Source organism: Acinetobacter sp., assembly GCF_041911495.1.
In the GTDB taxonomy this organism is placed as follows: domain Bacteria; phylum Pseudomonadota; class Gammaproteobacteria; order Pseudomonadales; family Moraxellaceae; genus Acinetobacter.
In genome coordinates this window covers 37,500-62,369 of sequence record NZ_JAYROT010000030.1, presented here as the reverse complement: position 1 = coordinate 62,369, position 24,870 = coordinate 37,500, and the positions used below count along the sequence as shown (strand labels likewise).

Sequence of the window (24,870 nt, the reverse complement as noted above, 5' to 3'; positions counted from 1 at the left end):
TGGTTAATAGGAATTTTCAATCTTTTGGCGTTCATGCGATTTTAGCAATTTTGCCACCCAGACCACAAGAATTAAAATTGGAATACCAATCAAGGTGGTCATCAAAAAGAAGTTTGGATAACCAATATTTGTTACAATTGTACCCGAGTATCCACCGATAAGTTTTGGTGTCAAGGTCATCAAAGAACTAAAGATCGCATATTGAACAGCAGTAAAAGAGACACTAGTCAAACTTGATAGGAATGCAATAAACGCTGCACCTGCAAGACCTGAGGCTAAGTTATCCATGACGATCGCCATATATAACCAAAATTTACTGTACTCTTTCACTACTTTGCCCGAGATCGTATATTGACTTTGTGTCAAGTCAATCATTGGCATAGGGTCAATTAAATTATTGAACTGATTCGATTGAATTGTAGGTGCGGTTTCATCAATCTCATAACCTGTCAAAGTCATAAATTCATAATCATTGAGAATATAGCTTGCTTTTAATGATTTAAGCTCTGCTTGACTAAATTTTTCCGCTGGAATCGCTACAGTAAATGTACCCTGCCCATCTATTTTTGCATCATATGATGTATCAGCCGTTTCCTCTCCAAACGAAACTTGAACCGTATTCTTAGAGTTTTTCTCGGCTTCTGTAAGACCAAGAATCTGCCCCTCAACCACGATACTTTGCTCAAGCTCATTCGGTTGTAATACACCATCACGAGTAAGTGGCAAAAAATGAATTTGTACACGACCAATCGCCTTATCAGCTTTTGCATTCCCAACCACGTAAGGCAACTCACGCTCAACTTGATAAGACTGATCTTGATAAGCCACTTGGGTCACGATCTGTCGATCTTGCACTAAAACTTGCTGTGGTATAGCAACTTTCCAAAATCCGACCTCATCTGTATCAACACGATATTGCTGACCTGCTACAGAAACAGTGACTTGAGATGTTGGTGCGCCTGACTTCACTAAAGCTATAAAAATTAAATTGGTACTACTCGCCAATATCGCCCCGATGAACATCACTTTCATGATATTAAATCGCTGTGAAAGCAAGCCACCTAAAAAACCACCAATCAAGGTAAAAATCACCCCGTAAATTTTCACAGCTTCGGCAATTTGCTCTTTACTAAAGTTCATGTCTTGATAAAAAACATTGGAAATAACACCAGCGACAATATCGGAAATACGGAAAAAACCAATCAACAACAATAAAACTAGAGCGAGCTTTACACCATAACGCTTAAAGAAATCAGCGATCGGGGAAACCCAAGTTTCTTTTGCCATATCACGATTGACTGCACCGAGTTTGACCAAGGAAAATCCGACGACAAAAGCGATCAAACCTGAACCAATAAATCTCACTGCAGCAAGCATAAATGATAATAATGGGTCGTCCACAGTGATCATTGTTAAAGTTTTACCAAAATAAATAAAACCTAAAACAAAGCTCACCACCGCACAGAAAAATACAAAAACCAAGCGTAAATAATCTGACTTTTTATAACTTTTATAAAGTCTCTCAACCTTTGGCTCACGCACAATCAGCGTCGTAATGATCCCAATGATCATCACTGCAGCCATGATCCAGTAGGTTTTTTGCCACGCCTCGTAGATATAATTGCCCTTCGCTGTGCCAAATCCTGCAGCGATGAACAACGCCCCTGCACCTGCAATGATCATCCCGATGCGATAGCCTGCATTGTAGGTCGAGGCAAGAATAGTTTGCATCTCTGTCGGCGCAAGCTCGATACGATAAGCATCGATCACAATATCTTGCGTGGCGGAAGCAAAACCTAGCAACACCGCACCAATCGCCATTTGAATTAATTGCGACTGCCCCATCGCAGGGTCAGACATTGCCATAATGTAGATCGCCACCATGATCAAACACTGCGCAATCAATAGCCAAGCTCGTCGTCGCCCGAGAGTTTTGGTGAGAAAAGGCACGGGAATTTCATCAATCAACGGTGCCCAAACAAACTTAAAAGAATAACCAAGTGCCGCCCAACTAAACATCGTTACGGCACTTTTTTCAATGCCTGCTTCACCGAGCCACAATGACAAACTTGAAAAAATCAGGAGAATCGGAATCCCTGCCGAGAAGCCCAAAAACAGCATAATGATCGCCCGACGATCCAAAAATGCTTTGAATGCATTGTCCCAATTTTTTGTAGCGTTTGCTTCAGCTTGATTTGAATTTGCCATGTTGCTTGATGTTCCTAATATTTTTCGAATCGATATTCAAAACAGTTTCATTGAAATAGTGCTATGCGTATTCAATCGATACAAAGTGAGATTTTCAAATGAACATTTTGACACAATTCAATATTCAGCTTTCTACATTGATTTTAAATGATAAATTTTCACTAAAAATGTATCAGCCGTTATCTTTTATCCAACTCATCTGAGCTTGCCGATTTATCTTAGATTTTCACTTGAAATAAAGCAATAAAACTGTCACTTTAAAGCTTAAAGCACTACTCAATTTTTATGGATTAAATTGTGATTAACAATCAAAAAGCTGCGCATAGTACTCTCATTGATTCTCAACCTTTATCACAAGACTACACCATCACCGACCAAACTCTGAAAAACAGTCCATTGAAAACCAATAAAATCAGCGCACTTGAAAATAAACAAATCACACAGACCATGCAAAATACTCGACTTAATGTTGAGCAATTGACCCATTTTGCTAATTTGGACAAGATTCCCGCATCAACACGTCGCATCAAAGCACTCAATGACTTTCTCGGTCAAGACCGTGCTAAAGCTTCGGTGGAAGCAGGTTTGAGTCTACCTTACTCAGGTTACAATATTTTCGCCGTTGGCACTGCGGGCTTAGGTAAACGCACCATGATCAAGCGTTTGTTGACCCAACATGCCAAAAACTTACCAACACCATCAGACTGGGTTTATGTCAATAACTTCCATGATTCCCGCCAACCATTGGCACTTGAGCTGGGTGCAGGTCAAGCTCCGAAATTTCAAAAAGCCATGCATGACATGTGGGGCGCAATTTTACAACAATTAGAACGTCGTTTTAGTGCCGATACATATCACAAACAAATCGAAGTGATTCGTGGACAAGTCAGTCAACAGCAACAAGAAGCATTGTTGGCACTCACTCAAGAAGGCGAAGCTCTATCTTTAAAATTAATTTCGAAAAATGAAGAGCATATTTTTGTTCCTGTACACGGCGATAGTCCAAATGCAGACAAAGAAAAAGCGCAATCGCAAGAAATGACCCAAGAAGATATCGATGCGCTGAATCCCAAAGATCGCATGAAGATTGCATCAGATATCCGATACATGGATAAAAAATTGCAACGTCTTGGCTCAACCCTCGGCAATATGGAGGATGTCGCAAGAGATAAAGTCGTTGATCTCAATCACGATATTGCAAAGCAAGTGGTCGAACCCAAGATTCAGAATATTTATAAACGTTTTGAAAGTGTTGAACATTTGGCAAATTATCTCAAAGCTTATGCCAAAGACATTATTGAGCATGTAGAGCTGATTCTCGACCGTGAAGAGGATGATTTTATCCCGACCACTTTCAACCGTGTCCCTGCACGCTATCAAGTCAATGTCGTAACGACACACAAAGCTAATGCAGGTGCACCTGTGATTTTTGAAGACTTTCCAACGCATTATAATCTGCTTGGACACGTCGAGCAGCTCACGCAAATGGGGACAATTACCACTGATTTTACGCTGATTCGTTCAGGTGCATTGCATCGAGCTAATGGTGGTTTTCTAATTCTCGAAGCCGAACAAATGCTTGAGCAAGCTTACGCATGGCAAGGGCTAAAACGTGCGCTAAAATCGGGCAAACTCAAACTATCCTCACTTGAACACATGTTGACCTTAACAGGCAGTATTTCTATTGAGCCACAGTCGATTCCCTTGACAGTCAAAGTCATTTTGCTCGCTGAACCACAGATATATTATGAAATCTTAGACTATGAGCCTGAACTCGGTAGCGTATTTAAAATCCGTGCTGATTTTACCGATACATTGCCTCGTACAGAAGCCAACGAACAGGCTTATATGCAGCTCATCGCCGACTATGTACAAAAGGATAAATTGCGTCCATTTGACCGTTCTGCACTTGCTGCACTACTTACCGACTCAAGCCGTCAAGCGGAAGATCAAAAATCACTGTCCTTGCACGCTTCGACACTGGGTGACTTGATTCGTGAAGCGCATCATCATGCCCTGCAACAAGATGCCAATACTGTCACGGCAGAACACATCAATATGGCATTGCAACATCGTCAATATCGTCTTGGATATTTACGAGAACTCTATTGGCAAGACTTGTCACGTGGTACACAACTCATTGAAACTTCAGGCTATCGCTTGGGTCAGATCAATGCGTTGTCTGTGATTCATTATGCAGACGTCGAGTTTGGCTTACCATCACGCTTGACCGCATCAGTCTATCAAGGTGGCGGTGATATTCTCGATATTGAACGTAGTGTCGAACTGGGTGGCTCGTTACATGCCAAAGGTGTATTGCTGATGTCGAGCTTCTTAAAAGCACATTTCGGTCGCACACAAACCCTGCACTTCTCAGCGGCACTTGCTTTTGAACAAAGCTATGGTGAAGTCGATGGCGATAGTGCAACGGTGGCGGAGCTTTCTGCGCTCATTTCCGCAATTAGCCAAATTCCAATTGATCAATCTTGGGCAATCACAGGTTCAATGAATCAACTTGGACAAGTACAACCAATTGGTGGCGTCAATGCCAAAATCGAAGGCTTCTTCGATGCCTGTAAGCTACAAGGCTTCTCAGGTTCGCAAGGTGTGATTATTCCACGTCAGAACATGCAACATCTAATGCTTCGCCAAGAAGTCATTGATGCGGTCAATGAAGGCAAGTTCCATATTCACGCCATTGACACGATTGACCAAGCCTTAGAAATCCTCATGTCACGCCCTGTTGGCACTTTAGATAAAGACGGACAGTACAGTAAAGATTCGATTTTTGCTGCGGTAATGGAGCAACTGAACTACTGGCAAGCTGTTGAAGATGGCGAGATTGAAGAACCTAAAAAAGCCAAAAAGAAAAAGCCGAAAGATGATAAAACGAAAAAAGAGAAAGTCGCAGAAACAAAAGTGCCTGAAAGCAAAAAGATCTCACGCAAACAAAAATCAAAGCTGAAAAAGAAATAATGATTTTAATGAATCAAACTCAGCCAGTAATTCGTTACTGGTTTTTTTATTGAAAAATAATAACTAGATGAAAAGTTTACAGACTTTTCGCAATTTTCTAAAATCTAAGAAAAAACAAAAGTAATTGTTTGAAATTACAAATATAGTGATCACAAATTAAAGAAATGATAAAGCTAAATAAATTAATAAAATGCGTGGTTAAAATAGAAATACAGACACAATAAAATTGAAAACTTATTTTTATAATACATCCACAGTCTCACTATAATAATGAACACTATGGTGGGGACGGAGAGACTCGAACTCTCACACCTTGCGGCGCTGGAACCTAAATCCAGTGCGTCTACCAATTTCGCCACGTCCCCGATGTGTTGCGTATATTAGCAATGAGTTTTTCAATTGCCAAGTACTTTTTTTAAAAAACCATGACAAGCGTGTATTTAATCATCAATTTTATAATTTTCGTATATTTTTAAATCACTTATGACACTTTTTATCGCTGAAGCTCGATTTTTTTGATGTTTTGCGAGCATATGGTCCAAACATTCTTGATACTTTTGCAAACCTTTTGGAAGCAGTGGGATCTCTTGTTGGCAGTGTGCTTTCGCCCATTGTCGATAGCTATTCTGCTGACCACGAACCGTATAAGGCTTCTCACCGACTAATATTTCATAAAAGATAATTCCCAAAGCATATAGATCACTTTGCACAGACTTCGCTTGTCCATGAAAAATCTCAGGTGCCATATAGGCAGGAGTGGCAGTCATTTCACTTACAGTTTTTAAATGAGAAGAATGCACAGAATTGATTGGTTGCAATTGCGCAAAATCAATGAGTTGAATGGGCGAATCATGACTTTGTTCAGCTCGGAGAAAATGGCGAAGCTTTAAATCACCATGAATAAAACCCAAATCATGCAAATCATCAACACGTTTTAAAATGTCGATAAAAATCGTTATTCGCTCAACTATTGAATGCTTTTGAAAATCAATTGTATGAGCGTATGGGAGCACTAAAATTGTGGCGTTGGTATCGCTCTGATGCCGAAATTCAGCAGATTTTAGTATCAAAAAAGGTAAAACTAGCCCTGTACTTTGTAATTGCAAATACATTGCCATTTCATTCTGAAAGGCACTTTTTAGCTGTGAATCAGCCACGTCATCGAGATACTTGAAAACAAAATATTGGTTTTTTTGGTCAACCAAATCAACGAACTGCCCTAACTTTCGACTAAAATCCGCATTGAGCGATTTGATCTTCTGATAAGGCAGTTGTGGATCAAAGTCGATGTTCATGCGCTGAGGCTTGATGTTGTTGCTGTCCAGATTTCAAAACTGTCAGACAATGCTCAATGGTTTTGCCGATTCGAGCGTGCATTTCAATACTGCTAATCTTCGGCCAAGTCGCTCGTTCACCTTCTTTTTGCAATTGTTTAAAGATTTTTTTATCAGGATTTTTCACCATCCATAGATAATGATTCAGGTTATATTTCGCAGCAATATTGATATCACCATAATAGCGCTGTCCAACGATACCGTAGCCATGATCAACCACACGCTGAATCAACGGAAAACTGGATAAATTGTTGCGCGTAAAATCTAAACCTTGCATGGATAAAGTCTTGGCTTGATGACGAATAAAACGACTTGGCCAGCTGAGCAAATCTCGACGATAACGCTGAAAATCCGATTGCATGAACGGCACCACATGCGGATTGACCTGACAAGCAATGCTGTAATTAATATTATAAAGTCGAGCCATACGAATTTGTGGAAAATCACTGCGCACACTGCCATCCACCCAATGCGTATTTGCCATATAGGGTGTGTACACGCCATCATGGCGTTTAGTTTTGAGGCGGACAGGTGGAAAGAAAAATGGAATCGCACAGGATGCCAATGTCGCACTCCACACCAACAACTCTGGCGACATGATTTCATTCATAATCCGAGGGTTATAACCTGTGCTATAAGGCGCTACCACAATCGAACAATGTCGACCCGACTTGGCAAAGGCTTCCTCAAAAGTATAATCCCCAAGATTGGCAATCAAGAATTTTTTTAGGGTGCCGATATCCGCTAGACCACCTTGATCTGCCAAAATTTGGTAAATACTGCGATATTTAAAGGCATGGTCAATAAAACCATCGCCTTGGATAAAATCCATCAGCTCTTGATCATTATGCGTTGCCAACATCGCCGCCATGATCGCACCCGCACTAGAGCCTGAAAATACTTTTGGTAATAAATCTTGCTCATACAGCACCTTACACACACCAAGATGAAAAATACCCAGTGTCGCACCGCCTGAGAACATCAATGCAGGCTGACCATAAGCTTTTAAAGCGCCTTCGAAATATTCGATTTTTTCGGCTCGATTAAATGCAGTGAACTCATCGGAAGCGATATGAGCAAAAGCTTTACTCATGCTATCGACATAATCTTCAATCAGCTTCTTTGTCCCTGTAAAAGTTTGATTATAAAGTAAGGGATGCGCAATATTGGCAATATCAAAGTTTAAACCTTCGCGCAAATATTCTGCCAAATCAAGCTGTTGATCATTTTCAATCAATCGCTTCATCCGCACCAAACGCTGTGCCAAAAATGGATACCCGTAATGTGGCGAAGTATTATCAAATTTCCATGCTTCCAGACCCGTCGCCTCATCCAACTGCTGCGCAATAGTTTTCCATTCATTATAATTCTCGGCGTGTTGCAAATCACGCTTCAGTGAAGCGATCAAATAGCGTTGGTGACCATTAAGATGAGCATCGTTGTATATCGGCATAGAAAGCACCAAGTTGATTTTTATTGCATTTATTTAGGCATTGAAATCATAGCATGACACGAAGCCATCTGCTGACTGTAGCGTTTTGTAGTTGTCTAACAAGTTTTAAAAGTTAATTCAGTTGTATTAAAAAAGCCCTAAACCGTAATTTAGAGCTTTTCTTTTTTTAAGTTTACTTTTGAATTAAAGAAACTGTCGAATTAAAGCTGAACAATCGCCTTAATCTGAGCCACAGCTTCATCGACTGATTTTGCAGTGATTTCAGTATCTGCAAGCTCAGCTTGATCGACAAGTACAGTGATACCAGTTTCACGAAGTAAATTGATGCTGTCTGCATTCAAGTTCGCTTGTGCAATCACCACAATACCGTCAGAGAGTGAGGCACGTTCAAGCTGTTGCGACTGTGCAAATAGCTCAGCAGTCACTGCCAATACCGCAGGTTTTTGACCAAGTCGAGCCGCACGATCTTCAGCAGTCACAGGTTGTGCGCTATCAGACACTTGCGCCAAATCTTCGATCATCGCTGCGCCAATGGTGACATTGCTCAAACGATCAATAAAGATAAATGCACCTGTATGACGACTGTCTTGATAATGATCAAACACGATTGGACGGTCAAATTCAACAGTAATATCCGCAATACCGTTGAGCTCTAACTGCTCAACCTGACCATGCTCAAGCGTATTGACATCAATACGATGGTTAATACGGGTGACTTTGGCAGGGACACTTTGCACGCCAACTTTGACGTTGTACAACTTGCCCACCACGAGCGGATGGTCACTCATCCACACCACAGTCGAACGTACCGCACGAGATACAGACGGTAATGCGCTTGGGTGCGTGATCAAATCACCACGGCTAATGTCGATTTCATCATTTAAAGTCAAAGTGACGGCTTGACCAACTTGCGCCTGATCAAGATTGCCATCATAAGTCACGATTTCTTTGACGGTACTGCGTTTTCCTGATGGAAGCGCAACGATCTCATCACCGACTTTCACTGCACCGAGCGCAATTGTCCCTGCAAAACCACGGAAGTCGAGGTTTGGACGATTGACGTATTGCACAGGCAGACGGAAATCTTGCTTCTTGGCATCACGAGTGATTTCAACGGTTTCCAAGATATTCATCAAAGTTTGTGCTTGGTAACCATTCTCGTAGTACCACGGCGTACTTTCTGATGGATTGACCACATTGTCGCCGTTCAATGCAGAAATCGGCACAAAACGAATGTCTTTAGGCTGACGGTCGCCCAACTGCTCAACAAAAGCATAATAATCTTGGCGAATTTGATCGAATTTGTCTTGAGAAAATTCCACCAAATCCATCTTGTTAATTGCCACTACGATATTACGAATACCGAGTAATGCAGCAATAAAAGTATGACGACGAGTCTGTGTCTGTACGCCATAACGTGCATCAATCAAGATGATCGCAAGATCACAAGTCGATGCGCCAGTTGCCATATTACGGGTATATTGCTCATGTCCTGGCGTATCAGCGATGATGAATTTACGCTTTTCCGTGGAAAAATAACGATACGCCACATCAATGGTAATGCCCTGCTCACGTTCTGCTTGCAGACCATCGACCAACAGTGCAAGGTCAATTTTCTCACCTTGTGTACCGACCTTTTTACTGTCACGTTGTACCGCTTCGAGTTGATCTTCATAGATCATTTTCGAGTCATGCAACAAGCGACCAATCAAGGTACTTTTACCATCATCGACATTACCGCAAGTCAGAAAACGCAATAAGTCTTTTTGTTCGTGCTGTTTGAGATATGCCAAAATGTCTTGGCTAATCAGTTCGGATTGATGCGACATTTATATTCCGCCTAATATTCTTTAAAAACTTTACCAGTTAAAAACTTAAATCAGTCATTGCTGTGAAAAACCAAACCACATGCAATCAACAATGAAATGCTGTGAGAAAAAAATTAGAAGTAACCTTCTTGCTTTTTCTTTTCCATTGAACCTGCTTCATCATGGTCAATCATGCGACCTTGACGTTCAGAACTGGTGGTTAGGAGCATTTCTTGGATAATGTCAGGCAAGGTATCCGCTTTCGACTCGACCGCACCTGTTAGCGGATAACAGCCCAGTGTACGGAAACGTACCGATTTCATTTCAGGCACTTCATTTTCACGCAGTGGGAAACGCTCGTCATCAATCATGATCAAGGTGCCATCACGTTCAACCACAGGACGTTCCGCAGCGTAATACAACGGGACAATTGGAATCTGCTCAAGATAGATATATTGCCAAATGTCGAGCTCCGTCCAGTTTGAGAGTGGAAACACACGGATACTTTCGCCTTGATTGACTTTGCCGTTATAGATATTCCACAGCTCAGGACGTTGGTTTTTTGGATCCCAACGGTGCTTGCTGTCACGGAAAGAATAAACACGCTCTTTGGCACGTGATTTTTCTTCATCACGACGTGCACCACCAAATGCCGCATCGAATTTATATTTATCCAATGCTTGTTTTAAGGCTTGGGTTTTCATGATGTCGGTATATTTTGAGCTACCATGATCGAATGGGTTAATGCCCTGCGCCATGCCTTCAAGGTTTTTATGTTCGATCAATTCAAGACCATTTTTTTTCACCATCTCATCACGGAAGGTGATCATGTCTTTGAATTTCCAACCTGTATTGACGTGCATCAATGGAAATGGGAGCTTTGCAGGATAGAATGCCTTCATCGCAAGATGCAGCATCACCGCCGAATCTTTACCGATCGAATACAGCATTACAGGATTGTCAAACTCTGCTGCAACCTCTCGAATAATATGAATACTTTCAGCTTCAAGCTGTTTTAGGTGGGTTAATCTTTCGTCAGACATTAAGGAGACCCTACTACGATTCCAATCAAATATTCCAATGAACACGTTTTCAAAAAACGTATGACGCATACAACAAGGTGTTAAATTTCATGCAACTAGTCTAGCATATTACTGGTTAACTTTCTGAATGTTATGCCGATATTCTGCCATACTCATGGATTTTCAAGTCGATGATAAGAATTTTTGAGATATATTGATGAAATTACAACATATATATTTTTTGCATGTTGTTATGAAAAAATATGATAAGCAATCATTCTCATCTTCTGATTTTACGATATTAAAGCGTCAAACCGTTCGTAAAAATCAATCTCAGCAAAGTCATTGTCATGACGAATAACATAGCCATTTCCGACAAAATTTCGTATCATATGCACCTCAATTTTGAGGGCTTGTAAAGATGGCGAATACTTCAAATTTAGCATCATCAAACGCAACATCAGCGTGGACTGCACATGTCACCGTAGCAACTGTGGTACAGCGTGAAGATCGCTTCCTGTTGGTTGAAGAACATAGCGAAGGGTTTAGTCATAGCGTGCTTAACCAACCTGCGGGACACGTCGAAGCAGGTGAAACCTTAATCCAAGCTGCCATCCGTGAAACCCTAGAGGAAACTGCTTGGCGAGTGGAAATTACCGATTTACTTGGCATCTACAGCTATACCCCGCCGATGTTTACTGATCGTACTTATTATCGTTTTTGTTTCTTAGCGAATGCGCTTGAGGATACTCAGCAGGATTTAGATGATGGCATCGTGCAAGCGCTCTGGATGACATTTGAGGAATTACAACTGACTGCACGTGCACGGAGTCCATTGGTGATTCGAGCGATTGAAGATGCTTTGGCTGGTAAGAAGTATCCCGTCGATTTGATTTATGAACATCCATTTGCGCAAGTTTCAGCCTCACCCTTTACCGCTTGAGTTGATTTAAACGCTCTAAACGCCATATAGGCTTTTAAACTGCCTTGTTAATTTTAGGCTATAATTTTTTGGAACGACATTCTCCTATGACTGATCACAACACTCCTACACCACAAAACACACGTGTCATTGTCGGCATGTCTGGCGGTGTGGATTCTTCAGTTTCTGCGGCACTTTTACTTGAGCAAGGTTATCAAGTCGAGGGCTTATTTATGAAGAATTGGGAGGAAGATGACGGTACGGAATATTGTACAGCACTGGAAGATTTAGCCGATGCGCAAGCGGTTGCCGACCGCCTAGGCATTGTGCTCCATACCGCAAATTTTGCCTCAGAATACTGGGATCGTGTGTTTGAGCATTTCTTGGCGGAATATTCTGCAGGACGCACGCCAAATCCAGACATTCTCTGTAATAAAGAAATTAAATTCCGTGCATTTTTGGACTATGCCATGACGTTGGGTGCAGATTATATTGCCACAGGTCACTACGCACGCCGTGGACAAACCATGCACAATAGTCAAGGCGAAAGCTACGCACCATTACTACGTGGCGTAGACAATAATAAAGATCAAACCTATTTCCTGCATGCCGTGCATGGGCGTGAAATCAATAAAACTCTATTCCCTGTTGGTGAATTAGAAAAACCACAAGTGCGTGAAATTGCCAAGAAATATGATCTTGCCACAGCGACTAAAAAAGACTCGACGGGGATTTGCTTTATCGGTGAGCGTCGCTTTAGTGATTTCTTAAAACAGTATTTGCCTGCTCAAGCTGGGGAGATTGTTTTGGAGGATGGTAAAGTCATCGGCGAACATCATGGCTTAATGTATTACACACTTGGTCAACGAGGCGGTATTGGCATTGGCGGTCTGAAAGATGTGGCTGAAGGTGCATGGTTCGTATTGCACAAAGACATTGCAAATAATCGACTTGTCGTTGGTCAAGGACATGAACATACGCTGATGCTCAGTCATAGTCTTGACAGTGAAAACATTGACTGGATAGCAGGCGAACAAGCCATTCCGACGACTGGACTGCGCTGTACTGCAAAAACACGCTATCGCCAACCCGATCAAGACTGTACAATATTTCCACATCCTGATTTTGAACAGGGTGTGCGTGTGATATTTGATCAAGCGCAACGTGCCGCAACGCCAGGGCAATCTGTGGTGTTTTATCAAGATCAAGTGTGTTTGGGTGGTGGTGTGATTCGTAGTATTGATGCGCCGTTACCGAAATATTTAGCTTGATGGATTTAACTTGAGTAAGTTGATTTTAAAATTTCAATCGTAGCTAGCCTAGCAAGGCAACCTAACCGTTACAAGGCAATAGTACATGACCGATCTTAGCCCTTTTCAGCCAAGCGTGACGCTCAGCCGTGAACAGCATCAAGTGCTGGCGCTGGCTGCGGTGTTTCAAGCGGCGCAGATTGTGCATCTGATTGCGCTACGTGGCAGTCAGGCGGTACATGATGTCGGCGATCAATATAGTCAAACGCTATTGCAAGCTGCCCTAAATATTCGTGCGACAGACAACCCAAATCAAAACAGTTTATTATTTTTTGGCTCACTTGAGCATTTGGGTTTAGGCTTACGCACACTCGAACAAAGTTTGATTGCGCCTTACGATCCACAGCCGAAGCATCGTTTTCCACGCTTTAAATTGCCTGCGAGCAAACGGACTTTGGCTTATGCGATGGCGATGTTGCAGCTCTCAAACAAAGTTTACAGCAACAAAGATTTTCAGCAGAAAATTCTCAATACTCAGCAACAGATCATTCGTCAGTTGACTTTTTTTGAGCATAATTTTCAGCATCAAAGTATTATTCAAAGCCTAGCGACTTTATATACCGACACTGCAAGCACCATGAAACCTCGTATCATGGTTAAAGGCACGGCTCGGACATTTAAAAATCCGAATGATGTGGCACTGATCCGAGCGATGTTATTTACAGGTTTACAAGCGGCACATTATTGGCGACAGCTTGGCGGTAGTCCGTGGAAAATGATTTTCTCCAAATCCAAAACGCTAAAACAGATTCGTTATTTTGCTTCGATACAACATCAGCAAAGTCAAAAAGAGATGGTTCATGATGGTTAATCTAGCTCATTTAAAATCAGATGAGTAGAAACCATCTGATTCGTGGAAACGTCTGTTGCATTGTTCGAGGTCAGCATGAATTTTGAAAGATACTGTTTTTCAAAAGTATTTGATAGATAAATGGAGTTCGATCGAGTTTGCAACGGACAAATGGTTTTGCTTACTTTTCCCGAAAGAAAAGTAAGTCGAACCGAAGGTTAATCCCGACATATGCACATACACCGCAAGACCTTGTCGAAAATGCTTTAATTTTTTCATATAATGCGACACATATTTTGCACCACTTAACATATATTTCCCTTTAATTTCTTAGGAATTGTCATGCTCTCTAGCCTAACCGCACTTTCACCACTCGATGGACGCTACGCCAGCAAATGCGATGCCCTGCGCCCTTTTCTCTCTGAATTTGGTCTGATTCATGCTCGTGTTACTGTAGAAGTGCGTTGGTTACAAGCACTTGCCAATCACGCAGAAATTACAGAAATTCAGCCATTTAGCGCAGAAACCAACACTGCACTCGATGCGATCGTAGCGAATTTTTCAGAAGATGATGCCAATCGCATTAAAGAGATCGAACGCACAACTAATCACGATGTGAAAGCGGTTGAATATTTCCTTAAAGAAAAAATTGCACACATTGATGAACTCAAAGATGCAGGCGAATTTATTCACTTTGCCTGTACCTCTGAAGACATCAACAACTTGTCACATGCTTTGATGCTGAAAAGTGGGCGTGATGTGCTGATGACGAGCATGAAAAATATTTTAGATAGCATTGCAAAACTCGCTGAAACCCATGCAGCACAGCCTATGCTTTCACGCACACATGGTCAGACTGCAAGCCCAACGACTTTGGGTAAAGAAATGGCAAATGTGGCGTATCGCCTGTCTCGCCAAATCAAACAATTTGAACAAGTGGAATTGCTTGGCAAAATCAATGGCGCAGTCGGTAACTACAATGCGCATCTGTCAGCTTATCCAGAGCTCGATTGGGCGAAACATTCTCAAGCCTTTGTTGAATCTTTAGGTTTAACCTTTAACCCATACACTACGCAGATCGAACCGCATGACTACATGGCGGAATTATTCGATGCACTGCGTCGTTTTAATACGATTTTGATCGATTTTAACCGTGATGTGTGGGGTTATATTTCACTCGGTTATTTCAAACAAAAACTCAAAGATGGCGAAGTTGGTTCATCGACTATGCCACACAAAGTGAATCCAATTGACTTTGAAAACTCAGAAGGTAACCTCGGTATTGCCAATGCCGTGCTTGCGCATTTGGGTGAAAAATTACCAATCTCTCGCTGGCAACGTGACCTTACCGACTCAACGGTACTACGCAATATGGGCGTTGGCTTTGCGCAAAGTCTGATTGCATTTGATGCCTGCTTAAAAGGTATTGGTAAACTTGAGCTGAACGCTGATCGCTTACTTGCTGACCTCGATCAAGCACAAGAAGTCTTGGCTGAACCGATTCAAACCGTGATGCGTCGTTATAACATTGAAAAGCCATATGAAAAACTGAAAGCACTGACGCGTGGTCAAGCCATGACGCGTGACATGATGGTGAACTTTGTGAATGGTGATGAGCTCACTCAAGTGCCTGCATCTGATCGTGCTCGCCTCGCTGAAATGACCCCTGCAAGCTATACAGGTAATGCGGAACAGCAAGCGAAAGACTTGAAAAAGTTTCTTTAAGCTTTAATTATTGATTTTTGATAGTTAACACAAGTCGTTTTACTCATCAAAACCAAATACCATCCTAAAAATATGGGTGGTATTTTTTTGCTCGCACAAAGACGAATGTAAGTAATAAGATTCCGGAATTCCATAAAATCTACACGCAATAAAAAACACCTTATTCCATTCAGCCTATTTAAAATAGGCTGAGAAATAAGGTGTCTTTTTGGCTTTAGGTTTTGAGCAAACCTAAAACTATCGTGATCTAGAAATTAGTCAACTGGACGAACTTCTTCAGCTTGCAAGCCTTTTTGACCTTGAGCAACTGTAAATTCAACTTTTTGACCATCACGTAGTGAACGGTGACCATCTGCTTGAATCGCACGGAAATGTACGAATACATCTTCGCCACTATTACGTTGGATAAAACCGAAACCTTTAGTATCGTTAAACCACTTTACAACACCTTGTTCACGTGCCGTCATAACTATTCCTCATCGTTTTTTGGAAAAAAATAAGGACGCACAGGTGCTGCTAACAGTAGAGAAACACGATTGAAAAAACATCTTAGTTATTTTACTCTCGTTATCATTCTGAAGAACTTTCAACATCAACCCATTCACATCCATTTGTATTTTGTCAGTGGATCGTGCATTTCCAGCAACGAACTCTATTCAAAATTACGCAACGAGCTTAGCACGACTAAAAGGATATTGGTACTTATTTTTTAAGATATTGATATGAATCAGATGAATAGTTTTTATACAACGATTTATATCTTGATCAAATTTATTGATTCTGCGCTATCGTGGTGCGCTAGAACGTCCAATACCAAAATATTTTGCCATAATAGCGTCGTAGCACCATTGAAAAATAAAGGTATACACTACGATACACATTGCTAAGGCAATATCGAGGATTAATGCTTGCCAAAAGCTAATATCCATCATCCACGCAATGATTGGCACCGTAAAAATAATCAAGCCACCCTCAAAGCCGATCGCATGTAAAATTCGCACTGACAAAGTACGTTCCCACTGCATTTTATATTCAATCTTTTCAAAGCCAAAGTTAAAGACCATATTCCACAGCATCGCAATCACGCTCATGATCACCCACAGTACACCAGTATGTGCCAAATCTTTATTCAGCACCCAACTGAGAATAGGCGTACCGAGAATGAGTAATATCACCTCATAACTTAATGCATGGATAATACGATGTTTTAACTGAACTTGATTTGATGCGGCGCGTTTCATGGGCGTGATCGAAAAATTAAAACATAATCAAGCTCATTCTAGCTGATTCTGCGTTATTTTGGTGCGCAAATTGCCATTTTATTTTTATCAAGCCTAACTCATGTAAGGCTGACATCGGCATATGTTTTGCTTTATGATCCACCATACAATGTGATGAACGATCTTCGCTTGGTTCACCATTTTTATTATTGATTTTCTATTTTGATCTTATTGTTTCTTATTTCAGAGTCATCTTATGTCTAGCGCTCAATCCAGTTCTCAACCTACATCACAAAAACGCAATATCTACGCTTTAGAGGAGCACCCTTTTGCGCAGTATGTTCGTATTTTGGGAAAAGGCAAAACAGGGAGTCGCTCGCTGAGCTATGAAGAAGCGTATCAAGCATTTCGCATGATTTTAAATGGTGAAGCATTGGATTTGCAGATCGGCGCATTTTTAATGTTGCTTCGAGTGAAAGAAGAATCCGTTGATGAATTGACAGGTTTTGTTCAGGCGACCAAAGATTCATTGAATCTACCGAATCTTAGCTGTGAAGTGGATCTAGACTGGTCGAGCTATGCAGGTAAGCGGAAACATTATCCGTGGTTTTTACTTGCTGCGCTGACCTTAGCGCAACATGGTTATAAGATCGTCATGCACGGCGTTGCAGGTCATACCGTCAATCGACTCTATACGGAAGATGCTGTTCAAGCACTGGGTTTTCAAAGTTGTGAATCACTTGAGCAGGTTGATGCACATTTGCAAGCACAAAATTTTGCCTTTATTCCTTTAGATTTGCTGAGTCCAAAGCTTGCAGAAATGATTCAATTTCGTCAAATGCTTGGCTTACGCTCTCCTGTGCATACGCTCTCTCGCTTGATTAACCCATTTGATGCCAAAGCAACTTTACAAGCCATCTTCCACCCTGCATATCGTGCATCGCACCAACAAGCAGCATTTCAATTGGGTTATAAAAATAGTGCGGTGATCAAAGGTGAAGGTGGTGAGTTTGAGCGTAATCCTGATGCCAAGACATTGATTTGTGGTATTAAAGATGGTGAATGTTTTGAACTCGAATTACCTAAAATCAATCCTGATCGATCACAAGCGGAAGAAGCATTTGATTTAGATGTGTATAAAGCGGTGTGGTTGGGTGATGCGACGCATGATTATGGTGAACAAGCGATCATCGAAACTTTAGCCATTGCTTTAATGACCATGAAGATTGAGTCAACTTATACCACTGCCCAAGAAAAGGCAAAAACGCTTTGGCAAACTCGATTTGCACCAACCAGTTAAGCCTCACAAAATTACAGCGATAAAAAAAGCACTTCGATTGAAATGCTTTTTAAATTCTCGGCGCAACATCATGTAAAGCGAATCGGTTGAAACTCATCGTCATTTTTCGGATCATGTGAGTCGCAATGCTCATCTTCTTCTTTTGTGCCACGATCAATATAACCTGTACGCTCAGCTTCTGGTAGATGCTTATGATCCCAAACCAAAACCGCCTGCATACACGTTTGACGTTGCTCTTTTGTGAGCGCAACACCATTTGGCCATTTACCAATTTCGACCGCAGTTTTCAATTTTTCTACGATCTCTGGGGTGAGCGTATTTAACATTTGTTCAATATTCATCAGGTGATATTTCCATGTTCTTAGAGCATTTCAATCTGCTTGTCTACAATTCAAATTTTCATAACCAAAATCATTCATCATTCGGATCAAAGTCACGATTCCAACCCAACTTCGTGCGACATGCTGCATAGAAGTCATAACCTGGTGGGTGTAATAAAGTGAGTTTGAAAGGATGTTTACGAATCAACAAATGATCACCAACTTGTAAAGTCACGCTGTTCTGACCATCAGGACTGACCATTGGCAAGATTTGATTATCTCGGATAAAAATTTTGATTTCGCTCTGTCCACCGACCACGATAGGACGAGAGGACAAGGTATGCGGGTGCATCGGCACGACCACGATCGCATCCATGTTGGGATGCACAATCGGACCACCACCTGAGAGCGCATATGCTGTCGAGCCTGTTGGTGAAGAAATGATTAGACCATCACTGTGTTGGCGATAGACATACATGCCATCAATATTCATCTCAAAGTCGATCATATGCACCGACTTTCCAGAGTGCAGTACGATATCGTTTAAGGCAATATCTTCGTAGACCGTCTGCCCTTTGGAGCGAATTTCAGTTTCTAATAAAAAGCGCTGATCATAAACAAAATCACCATCTAACACTTGTCCAAGCTTATGTAGGACATCAGCAGGTGAAATATCAGTCAAGAAGCCCAAACGACCTCGGTTCACACCTACTACAGGGACGTTATATTTGGCGAGTGCACGAGCAGCATGCAGTAGTGAACCATCACCGCCTACTACGACCACTAAGTCTGTCACTTGCCCAAGATGCGATCGACTACTGGTTTGCACATTTTCAAATGGACCAAGCTCAGCTGTTTCTTGGTCGAAAATAGTGCGTAGCCCACGTTCAATGAGATATTGATGAATGATCTTTAATGTATCGACAACCGAAGACTTTCCTGGACGTCCGATCAGACCAATATTCCGAAAAGATTTCGAGAAATTTTGTTGCACCCAATTCACTCCAGTGAAATTCGCCTTTATCATAGCATTTCACAAGGGCTTGACCAATCAGACATTTACACTTTCTACATGAGTTTGCAGGTTGTTTTATGTTTTTTATGTGAAGTTGATGAAATTTAGCAATTTACAACATAGTTTTTATTGCATATCCCTGCTTGCTATCGCATTATTTAGCCACCTAGGTCGTTGTCATGAATTTTTAATCAATGCAAAAAGCAATACAAAATCAACGTGGTCTTGGGTTAATTTCCTTGATTATTCTTATTATTTTTCTCATATTTTTTATTGGCTTGGGGATTTATCTCGTACGTTTGGACAATATTGTCCGTGACCGTTTTGATGGTCAGCGTTGGGATATTCCTGCCAAAGTTTTTGCTCGCCCATTAGAGCTATATAGTCAAGCAGATAGTAGCAAGGCAGATATCTTAGAAGAGCTTCGCTTGCTTGGCTATAAGTCTGCCAATGACTACAACAATCCTGGGACTTATACCAATAAAGATTCACAACTTTTTATTCATACTCGTGGTTTTGATTTTGGCGATAGTAAAGAGCCTGAACGTGTCATTGAGTTGAGTTTTACAGGCGATACCATCGCAACGATTCGTACGACCAAGCCATCTACTTCAGGCATTCTTCGCCTTGAGCCAATGGTGATTGGTGGGATTTACCCACAGCACAATGAAGACCGTGTCTTGATCAAATTGCAAAATGTACCAGCGCCTTTGGTTGATGCACTGCTTGCAACTGAAGATCGTAACTTCTATGAACATCATGGCGTGTCGATTCGTGGTACTGCACGTGCTTTACTTTCCAATATCACAGGTGGAAAGCGTCAAGGTGGTTCAACATTGACGCAACAATTGGTGAAAAACTTTTACCTGACACCTGAGCGCACGTATAAACGTAAAGCCAATGAAGCGCTGATGGCGCTTTTGGTGGAGTTTCATTACAACAAAAATGACATCCTCGAAGCCTATCTCAATGAAGTCAATCTCGGGCAAAATGGCAACTATTCAATTAACGGGTATGGTTTAGCTGCGCAATATTATTTTGGTCAACCATTACGTGAGTTAAATACTGCAAAGCTTGCTTTCTTAGTCGGCTTGGTCAATGGACCTTCTTACTACAATCCGTGGCGCAATCCTGAACGTGCTCGAGCTCGTCGTGATGTGGTGCTCAACAATATGTTAGTTACCGGTAAACTGACCCAAGCAGAGTTCGATGAAGAAATCGCTCGTCCGCTCGGTGTGTTAGAAAAACCAGGGTATACCGCCGTCAAGTATCCTGACTTCATGGATATCGTACGTCGCCAACTCAAAGAAGAATACCAAGTAAAAGATTTGACCAATCAAGGTCTACGTGTCTTCACGACGCTTGACCCATTGGCACAATCTCGTATTGAAAATACTTTCCATAAAACTGTCGATCGACTTGCAAAAGGCAACCCTGCTCGATTAAAAGATTTGCAAGGTGCGGTCGTGGTTTCACATCCTGAAAATGGTGAAATCGTCGCTGCCGTCGGTAGTACAGGTGAGTTTACTGGCTTTAACCGTGTGCTTGATGCAAAGCGTCAAGTGGGTTCATTGCTAAAACCTGTGATCTATATGCAAGCATTGCAATCTGGTCGCTATACATGGGCAAGTCAAATCCAAGATACGGACATTGTGATTCGTGGTGCAGGTGTTCAAGATTGGAAACCTAAGAACTATTCAGGTGGTGAAAAAGGTCTTGTGACCATGCAATCTGCACTAGCGAACTCGTATAACCTTTCTGCTGTTCGACTCGGTTGGGAAGCAGGTTTACCAACATTTATTAACAACTTACATCGTCTTGGCGTACAAGGTGAGATTCCACGCTACCCATCCATTTTACTCGGTGCAATGACCATGTCACCAATGGACATGCTTGGTATCTATCAAAACTTCGCCACAGGTGGTTATTCTTATCCAACACGCAGTATTCGCTCAGTCGTCAATGCGGATGGTGAGCTCTTAGAGCGCTATAGCTTAAAGGTGCAAAACACTATCGACCCTGCGACAGCATATCTTGTGAATTATGGCTTACAACAAGTCATGAGCACTGGGACAGGTCGTGCAGCTTATAGCACATTCCCACCTGAGATGGGACTTGCAGGAAAGTCTGGTACAACCAATGATGCACGTGACTCATGGTTCGCTGGCTATAGTGGTAATTATCTAGCCGTGGTATGGCTCGGTGAAGACAATAACAAACCGATCGGTTTAACTGGTTCATCAGGTGCATTGCCTGTGTGGATCAACGTCATGAAACAGCTGAAAAATACGCCAAATAACATGCCTCAACCTGACGATATTTCTTGGCAATGGATCGATAGCTTTGAAGGATTACTCTCTGCGCAAGGCTGTGCAGGTGCGATCTATGTCCCATTACTTCGTAATACTATTCCTCGTCAAGCGACGACCTGTGGTCTACCGCATTATCAGGTTGAGCCTCAGTACTATGAAGAAAGCTATGTCGATGAGTTTGGCAATCCAATCCCTGCGACGAATTTTAATGGTGAGCATCCGATCAATCCTCAACCCAATACTGGCCTTACGCCAATGCAAAATCCAAATACACAAGGACAAACAGCGCAACCAAATCAACAACGTGGCGCACAACAAGCACGCAATCCGCAAAACCTCAACAATCCATTAACTCAAAACCCAAAACGACCTTCACAAAACTATCTCCGTGAAAGCGACATTGATCGAGCACCACAACAGCGCACTGCAACGGTCATCTCTGAGGGTGAATATACGATTGGGAGTCGATAATGAATCAATTTAAATTAACTCTAGTCGGTGCAATGACCATTGTATTTGTAGGCTGTCAAAGTACACCAACAAATCCGCCGGAAACTCTACCCAAAGTAAAGCAAGATCAAAAAACAAGTCAAAAGACGCAGAAAGACACATCAAAAGTCGTGGTCACCCCACTTCCTGATGACGGGATTCGTCGAGAATCTCAACCGCTTCCTTCTCGACAACCTCCCCGTCTGATCTTACCTGAAAATCAGAAAAATCATCAACATCTCAAAGATGGTCAAGGTGTTCCTGCTTATCAAAATTTGATGCAATCTTATCTCGGCAATCTTCGACAAAATAAACTCAAAGTGGCAGAAAGTAGCTTACTACAAGCACAGCGCATAGCACCGCAATCGGCGGAAGTTTATCGAGAGCTTGCTCGTCTTGCCAATCTTCGAAAGCAAGCCAGTAGCGCAGAAGCCTTTGCACGCAAAGGACTTAGCTTTGCGCAAAACAACACGATGCGTAAACAGCTTTGGGAGCAAATTCTACAATCGGCTAAGCTACGTAACAATGCAAACCTGACACGTCAAGCTACACAAATGATGCAACGCTACTAAGTAACTTAGCATATAAGCTGTCATCAAAAAATGGCTAGAAAATCTAATTTCTAGGCATTTTGTTTTCATGGTACTTACGTTTTAAATGATTTAGATTGTAAGTAGCTTAGATGTTAAGTAGTTGGGATTTTAAGTCTTTAGTGAGATTTTCTTAGAAAATCTCGAATCCCTGCAACACCATAAGCACCATATGCTTTCGCTACATCCAAATCATCTCGCCCTACACCACCAAGCGCATACACTGGCATCTCCGCCATTGCTGTCAATTTTGAAAAACTTTCCCAACCCAAGCCACTTTGCTCAGGGTGTGTTGGCGTCGCCTGTACAGGACTGATAAATATCGCATCGCAAGCGATCAAGTTTGCGCATTCAATTTCGTTTTCATTATGACACGCACCGATTAAATTTTTATTTTGTAATGACAATGGAAGTTCATTATTTTGAGGTACAGACTCAGCAAGGTCTACAAGTTGCTGACTATTCAAATGAATTGCAAAGACTTTTTCCTGTAAATCATCATTCAATTGTTGATAATCCTGCCAACGTACAATGACCTTTTTTTCTACAAACAATTGCGGATTATCGATGAGTAAGGATTTTAAATTCTCATCACTTTGGCGCAAATAGATTGTAACTACATCATGATGTACTTGTTGTTTTGCGGTGTGATCGCCGTTCAATATCGCAATTCTACGTGACCATGAAATTCGCTGAATAATCGCCTGATTGGCTTTGGGAAATTGATAATTTTGCACATCATCCAAATCAATCCATCGCCAAGCTTGATCCATTTTGTCTAGTTCAGCATAGTTTTTAACTTTGCATAAAATAAAAAATAAAGATAAACAACGGTCAGAATAGTCAAACTGAAATGAGGCAAAACGCTTGAGGGGCATGACATCAATATCAACCTCCTCTTGTACTTCTCGGATCACGGCGTGCTCGGGCGTTTCCCGAGCCTCCAGCTTGCCACCTGCAAATTCATAGCAACCGCCTTGATGCAAATTTTCATCTCGCCAACCCAACAGCACTTGGTTTTTGTGGCGGATAATGGCGATGGATACTTGGATGTGTTTTTTCATTTCAGTCTAATTGATCATCAGTTTACAAATTTGGTGAGAAATATAACAATTATTTCATGAAAACCATTGACAGATGATTTCGATAATTATTATCATTTAAACCGTTAAGACAAACCACGGAGTAAACAACAATGAACGCACCTTTCACGATTTTCACACGCAGCAACGACACACAACACAATTTACCAATGCTTCATTCTAGCAATCTTTTTGCACTCGGTCGTGAGATTCGTATTTTACACGCAGGTGAAGAATATCGCCTACGTTTGACGCGTAACAATCGTTTAATTCTCACAAAATAATACGATAAATAGTTCGATAAGAAAATAACACGTGGGAATGAGAGCGTATCTAAGCTTCGGTTTAGGTTCGCTTTTTTATCAGCATTATATTCAGATTCACTTTTGTAACATCGAATAATCTAAGATGAAATCTGCTTCTTAGGCGCAATATTTGCATTTTTACACGGTACATTTTTGTCAAATGTCGTCTACGTCAAAGGAGAATTGATAATGATCAGTAGCCGTGAACAAGTCACCCAACTTATCGTGTCAGCAAAAGTTGCCAAAGGCATCAAATGGGCTGAAGTCGCAGAAGCTGTTGGTTTATCTAAAGAATGGGTAACCGCCGCTTGCTTAGGGCAAATGACATTTAATAAACAACAAGCCGAAATCGTTGGTAAACTCTTTGATCTGAGTGACGAAGCAGTGGCTTGGTTACAAATCGTGCCCTACAAAGGTACATTGCCAACGGCTATTCCGACTGATCCTTTGATCTATCGCTGGTACGAAGTCGTCAGTGTGTATGGTTCGACGATTAAAGAGCTCACCCATGAGGAGTTTGGTGATGGGATTATGAGTGCGATTGATTTTAGTATGGATATTCAAAGAGAAAATAATCCGAATGGTGATCGTGTCCGTGTGGTTTTGTCTGGGAAATTCTTACCTTACAAAAGTTATTAACTCGCTAGCCTAAAACTTCGTACAAAGTCTTGAGCCTCTACACAGAGCCT

19 protein-coding genes, 1 tRNA gene and 1 pseudogene are annotated in these 24,870 nt (G+C 41.6%); 10 read left to right on the top strand and 11 right to left on the bottom strand.

Going from position 1 to position 24,870, the window contains the following annotated elements; all coding sequences use genetic code 11:
* Positions 1 to 3: 3 nt before the first annotated feature.
* The gene (locus tag ACE3PQ_RS03655; RefSeq protein ID WP_374295304.1) at positions 4 to 2,208 is read right to left on the bottom strand and encodes an MFS transporter; all 2,205 of its coding nucleotides are present in this window, start codon (positions 2,206 to 2,208) and stop codon (positions 4 to 6) included.
* A 333-nt stretch (positions 2,209 to 2,541) separates the two neighbouring features.
* Here ACE3PQ_RS03655 and ACE3PQ_RS03650 point away from each other — a divergent pair, with 333 nt between their 5' ends.
* Positions 2,542 to 5,184, top strand: a complete 2,643-nt coding sequence (locus ACE3PQ_RS03650; protein WP_374295324.1) for a Lon protease family protein — start codon at positions 2,542 to 2,544, stop codon at positions 5,182 to 5,184.
* A 280-nt stretch (positions 5,185 to 5,464) separates the two neighbouring features.
* Here ACE3PQ_RS03650 and ACE3PQ_RS03645 read toward each other — a convergent pair.
* The 5 genes from ACE3PQ_RS03645 to cysD all read right to left on the bottom strand — a co-directional run bounded on the left by ACE3PQ_RS03645 (position 5,465) and on the right by cysD (position 10,822).
* Positions 5,465 to 5,549: transfer RNA gene (locus tag ACE3PQ_RS03645), tRNA-Leu, on the bottom strand.
* Between the two features lie 75 nt (positions 5,550 to 5,624).
* On the bottom strand, positions 5,625 to 6,479 hold the full coding sequence (locus ACE3PQ_RS03640; RefSeq protein WP_374295302.1) for a protein kinase: 855 nt from the start codon (positions 6,477 to 6,479) through the stop codon (positions 5,625 to 5,627).
* Entirely contained in the window at positions 6,463 to 7,971 is a 1,509-nt protein-coding gene (locus ACE3PQ_RS03635; RefSeq protein ID WP_374295301.1) for a DUF3336 domain-containing protein, read from the bottom strand. Before ACE3PQ_RS03635 ends, ACE3PQ_RS03640 begins: the two co-directional genes overlap by 17 nt.
* Positions 7,972 to 8,171: 200 nt before the next feature.
* Complete coding sequence (gene cysN, locus ACE3PQ_RS03630) at positions 8,172 to 9,800, bottom strand: sulfate adenylyltransferase subunit CysN (RefSeq protein ID WP_374295299.1); 1,629 nt, start codon at positions 9,798 to 9,800, stop codon at positions 8,172 to 8,174.
* Between the two features lie 113 nt (positions 9,801 to 9,913).
* A complete protein-coding gene (gene cysD, locus ACE3PQ_RS03625) occupies positions 9,914 to 10,822 on the bottom strand; it encodes a sulfate adenylyltransferase subunit CysD (RefSeq protein WP_241571355.1) in 909 nt (302 codons plus the stop codon).
* Positions 10,823 to 11,222: 400 nt separating this feature from the next.
* Here cysD and ACE3PQ_RS03620 point away from each other — a divergent pair, with 400 nt between their 5' ends.
* The 4 genes from ACE3PQ_RS03620 (at position 11,223) to purB (ending at position 15,548) form a co-directional block, all read left to right on the top strand.
* Positions 11,223 to 11,744 carry an NUDIX hydrolase gene (locus tag ACE3PQ_RS03620; protein WP_374295297.1) on the top strand — a complete coding sequence of 174 codons (522 nt, stop codon included), beginning with the start codon at positions 11,223 to 11,225 and terminating at the stop codon, positions 11,742 to 11,744.
* A gap of 86 nt (positions 11,745 to 11,830) precedes the next feature.
* A complete protein-coding gene (gene mnmA, locus ACE3PQ_RS03615) occupies positions 11,831 to 12,994 on the top strand; it encodes a tRNA 2-thiouridine(34) synthase MnmA (RefSeq protein ID WP_374295295.1) in 1,164 nt (387 codons plus the stop codon).
* Between the two features lie 85 nt (positions 12,995 to 13,079).
* The gene (locus tag ACE3PQ_RS03610; RefSeq protein ID WP_374295293.1) at positions 13,080 to 13,844 is read left to right on the top strand and encodes a DUF489 family protein; all 765 of its coding nucleotides are present in this window, start codon (positions 13,080 to 13,082) and stop codon (positions 13,842 to 13,844) included.
* Between the two features lie 321 nt (positions 13,845 to 14,165).
* Entirely contained in the window at positions 14,166 to 15,548 is a 1,383-nt protein-coding gene (gene purB / locus ACE3PQ_RS03605; protein WP_374295291.1) for an adenylosuccinate lyase, read from the top strand.
* A 254-nt stretch (positions 15,549 to 15,802) separates the two neighbouring features.
* On the opposite strand, the gene ACE3PQ_RS03600 is transcribed toward purB, so the two are convergent.
* Complete coding sequence (locus ACE3PQ_RS03600) at positions 15,803 to 16,015, bottom strand: cold-shock protein (protein WP_298890614.1); 213 nt, start codon at positions 16,013 to 16,015, stop codon at positions 15,803 to 15,805.
* A 318-nt stretch (positions 16,016 to 16,333) separates the two neighbouring features.
* Positions 16,334 to 16,789 (bottom strand): PACE efflux transporter, encoded by a 456-nt coding sequence (locus tag ACE3PQ_RS03595; protein ID WP_374295288.1) that lies wholly within the window; start codon positions 16,787 to 16,789, stop codon positions 16,334 to 16,336.
* 235 nt (positions 16,790 to 17,024) lie between these two features.
* Between ACE3PQ_RS03595 and ACE3PQ_RS03590 the strand changes: the two genes are divergently transcribed.
* A complete protein-coding gene (locus tag ACE3PQ_RS03590; protein ID WP_374295286.1) occupies positions 17,025 to 18,068 on the top strand; it encodes a glycosyl transferase family protein in 1,044 nt (347 codons plus the stop codon).
* A 68-nt stretch (positions 18,069 to 18,136) separates the two neighbouring features.
* Here ACE3PQ_RS03590 and ACE3PQ_RS03585 read toward each other — a convergent pair whose 3' ends face one another.
* Complete coding sequence (locus ACE3PQ_RS03585; RefSeq protein ID WP_374295285.1) at positions 18,137 to 18,409, bottom strand: YeaC family protein; 273 nt, start codon at positions 18,407 to 18,409, stop codon at positions 18,137 to 18,139.
* A 70-nt stretch (positions 18,410 to 18,479) separates the two neighbouring features.
* Complete coding sequence (locus ACE3PQ_RS03580; RefSeq protein WP_374295283.1) at positions 18,480 to 19,382, bottom strand: NAD(+) kinase; 903 nt, start codon at positions 19,380 to 19,382, stop codon at positions 18,480 to 18,482.
* A 227-nt stretch (positions 19,383 to 19,609) separates the two neighbouring features.
* Here ACE3PQ_RS03580 and mrcB point away from each other — a divergent pair.
* Positions 19,610 to 21,880: pseudogene (gene mrcB / locus ACE3PQ_RS03575) on the top strand (penicillin-binding protein 1B); the annotation flags it as partial.
* A 305-nt stretch (positions 21,881 to 22,185) separates the two neighbouring features.
* Positions 22,186 to 22,776 (top strand): hypothetical protein, encoded by a 591-nt coding sequence (locus ACE3PQ_RS03570; RefSeq protein ID WP_374295281.1) that lies wholly within the window; start codon positions 22,186 to 22,188, stop codon positions 22,774 to 22,776.
* 137 nt (positions 22,777 to 22,913) lie between these two features.
* Here the strand turns inward: ACE3PQ_RS03570 and mutT are convergent, their stop codons facing one another.
* Complete coding sequence (gene mutT, locus ACE3PQ_RS03565; RefSeq protein ID WP_374295279.1) at positions 22,914 to 23,858, bottom strand: 8-oxo-dGTP diphosphatase MutT; 945 nt, start codon at positions 23,856 to 23,858, stop codon at positions 22,914 to 22,916.
* A gap of 131 nt (positions 23,859 to 23,989) precedes the next feature.
* Between mutT and hemP the strand changes: the two genes are divergently transcribed.
* Both hemP and cynS read left to right on the top strand, forming a co-directional pair.
* On the top strand, positions 23,990 to 24,160 hold the full coding sequence (gene hemP, locus ACE3PQ_RS03560; protein ID WP_092615537.1) for a hemin uptake protein HemP: 171 nt from the start codon (positions 23,990 to 23,992) through the stop codon (positions 24,158 to 24,160).
* 210 nt (positions 24,161 to 24,370) lie between these two features.
* Positions 24,371 to 24,820: a cyanase gene (gene cynS, locus ACE3PQ_RS03555; protein WP_374295277.1), complete on the top strand. Its 450-nt coding sequence runs from the start codon at positions 24,371 to 24,373 to the stop codon at positions 24,818 to 24,820.
* Positions 24,821 to 24,870 lie beyond the last annotated feature (50 nt).

What these genes read in the sequence shown, in the direction of transcription:
- ACE3PQ_RS03655 (WP_374295304.1), bottom strand. Translation starts at nt 2,208, where the DNA reads ATGGCAAATTCAAATCAAGCTGAAGCAAACGCTACAAAAAATTGGGAC.
- ACE3PQ_RS03600 (WP_298890614.1), bottom strand. Translation starts at nt 16,015, where the DNA reads ATGACGGCACGTGAACAAGGTGTTGTAAAGTGGTTTAACGATACTAAA.
- cynS (WP_374295277.1), top strand. Translation starts at nt 24,371, where the DNA reads ATGATCAGTAGCCGTGAACAAGTCACCCAACTTATCGTGTCAGCAAAA.
- ACE3PQ_RS03635 (WP_374295301.1), bottom strand. Translation starts at nt 7,971, where the DNA reads ATGCCGATATACAACGATGCTCATCTTAATGGTCACCAACGCTATTTG.
- ACE3PQ_RS03570 (WP_374295281.1), top strand. Translation starts at nt 22,186, where the DNA reads ATGAATCAATTTAAATTAACTCTAGTCGGTGCAATGACCATTGTATTT.
- cysD (WP_241571355.1), bottom strand. Translation starts at nt 10,822, where the DNA reads ATGTCTGACGAAAGATTAACCCACCTAAAACAGCTTGAAGCTGAAAGT.
- cysN (WP_374295299.1), bottom strand. Translation starts at nt 9,800, where the DNA reads ATGTCGCATCAATCCGAACTGATTAGCCAAGACATTTTGGCATATCTC.
- ACE3PQ_RS03620 (WP_374295297.1), top strand. Translation starts at nt 11,223, where the DNA reads ATGGCGAATACTTCAAATTTAGCATCATCAAACGCAACATCAGCGTGG.
- mnmA (WP_374295295.1), top strand. Translation starts at nt 11,831, where the DNA reads ATGACTGATCACAACACTCCTACACCACAAAACACACGTGTCATTGTC.
- mutT (WP_374295279.1), bottom strand. Translation starts at nt 23,858, where the DNA reads ATGAAAAAACACATCCAAGTATCCATCGCCATTATCCGCCACAAAAAC.
- hemP (WP_092615537.1), top strand. Translation starts at nt 23,990, where the DNA reads ATGAACGCACCTTTCACGATTTTCACACGCAGCAACGACACACAACAC.
- purB (WP_374295291.1), top strand. Translation starts at nt 14,166, where the DNA reads ATGCTCTCTAGCCTAACCGCACTTTCACCACTCGATGGACGCTACGCC.
- ACE3PQ_RS03610 (WP_374295293.1), top strand. Translation starts at nt 13,080, where the DNA reads ATGACCGATCTTAGCCCTTTTCAGCCAAGCGTGACGCTCAGCCGTGAA.
- ACE3PQ_RS03585 (WP_374295285.1), bottom strand. Translation starts at nt 18,409, where the DNA reads ATGAATATTGAACAAATGTTAAATACGCTCACCCCAGAGATCGTAGAA.
- ACE3PQ_RS03590 (WP_374295286.1), top strand. Translation starts at nt 17,025, where the DNA reads ATGTCTAGCGCTCAATCCAGTTCTCAACCTACATCACAAAAACGCAAT.
- ACE3PQ_RS03640 (WP_374295302.1), bottom strand. Translation starts at nt 6,479, where the DNA reads ATGAACATCGACTTTGATCCACAACTGCCTTATCAGAAGATCAAATCG.
- ACE3PQ_RS03595 (WP_374295288.1), bottom strand. Translation starts at nt 16,789, where the DNA reads ATGAAACGCGCCGCATCAAATCAAGTTCAGTTAAAACATCGTATTATC.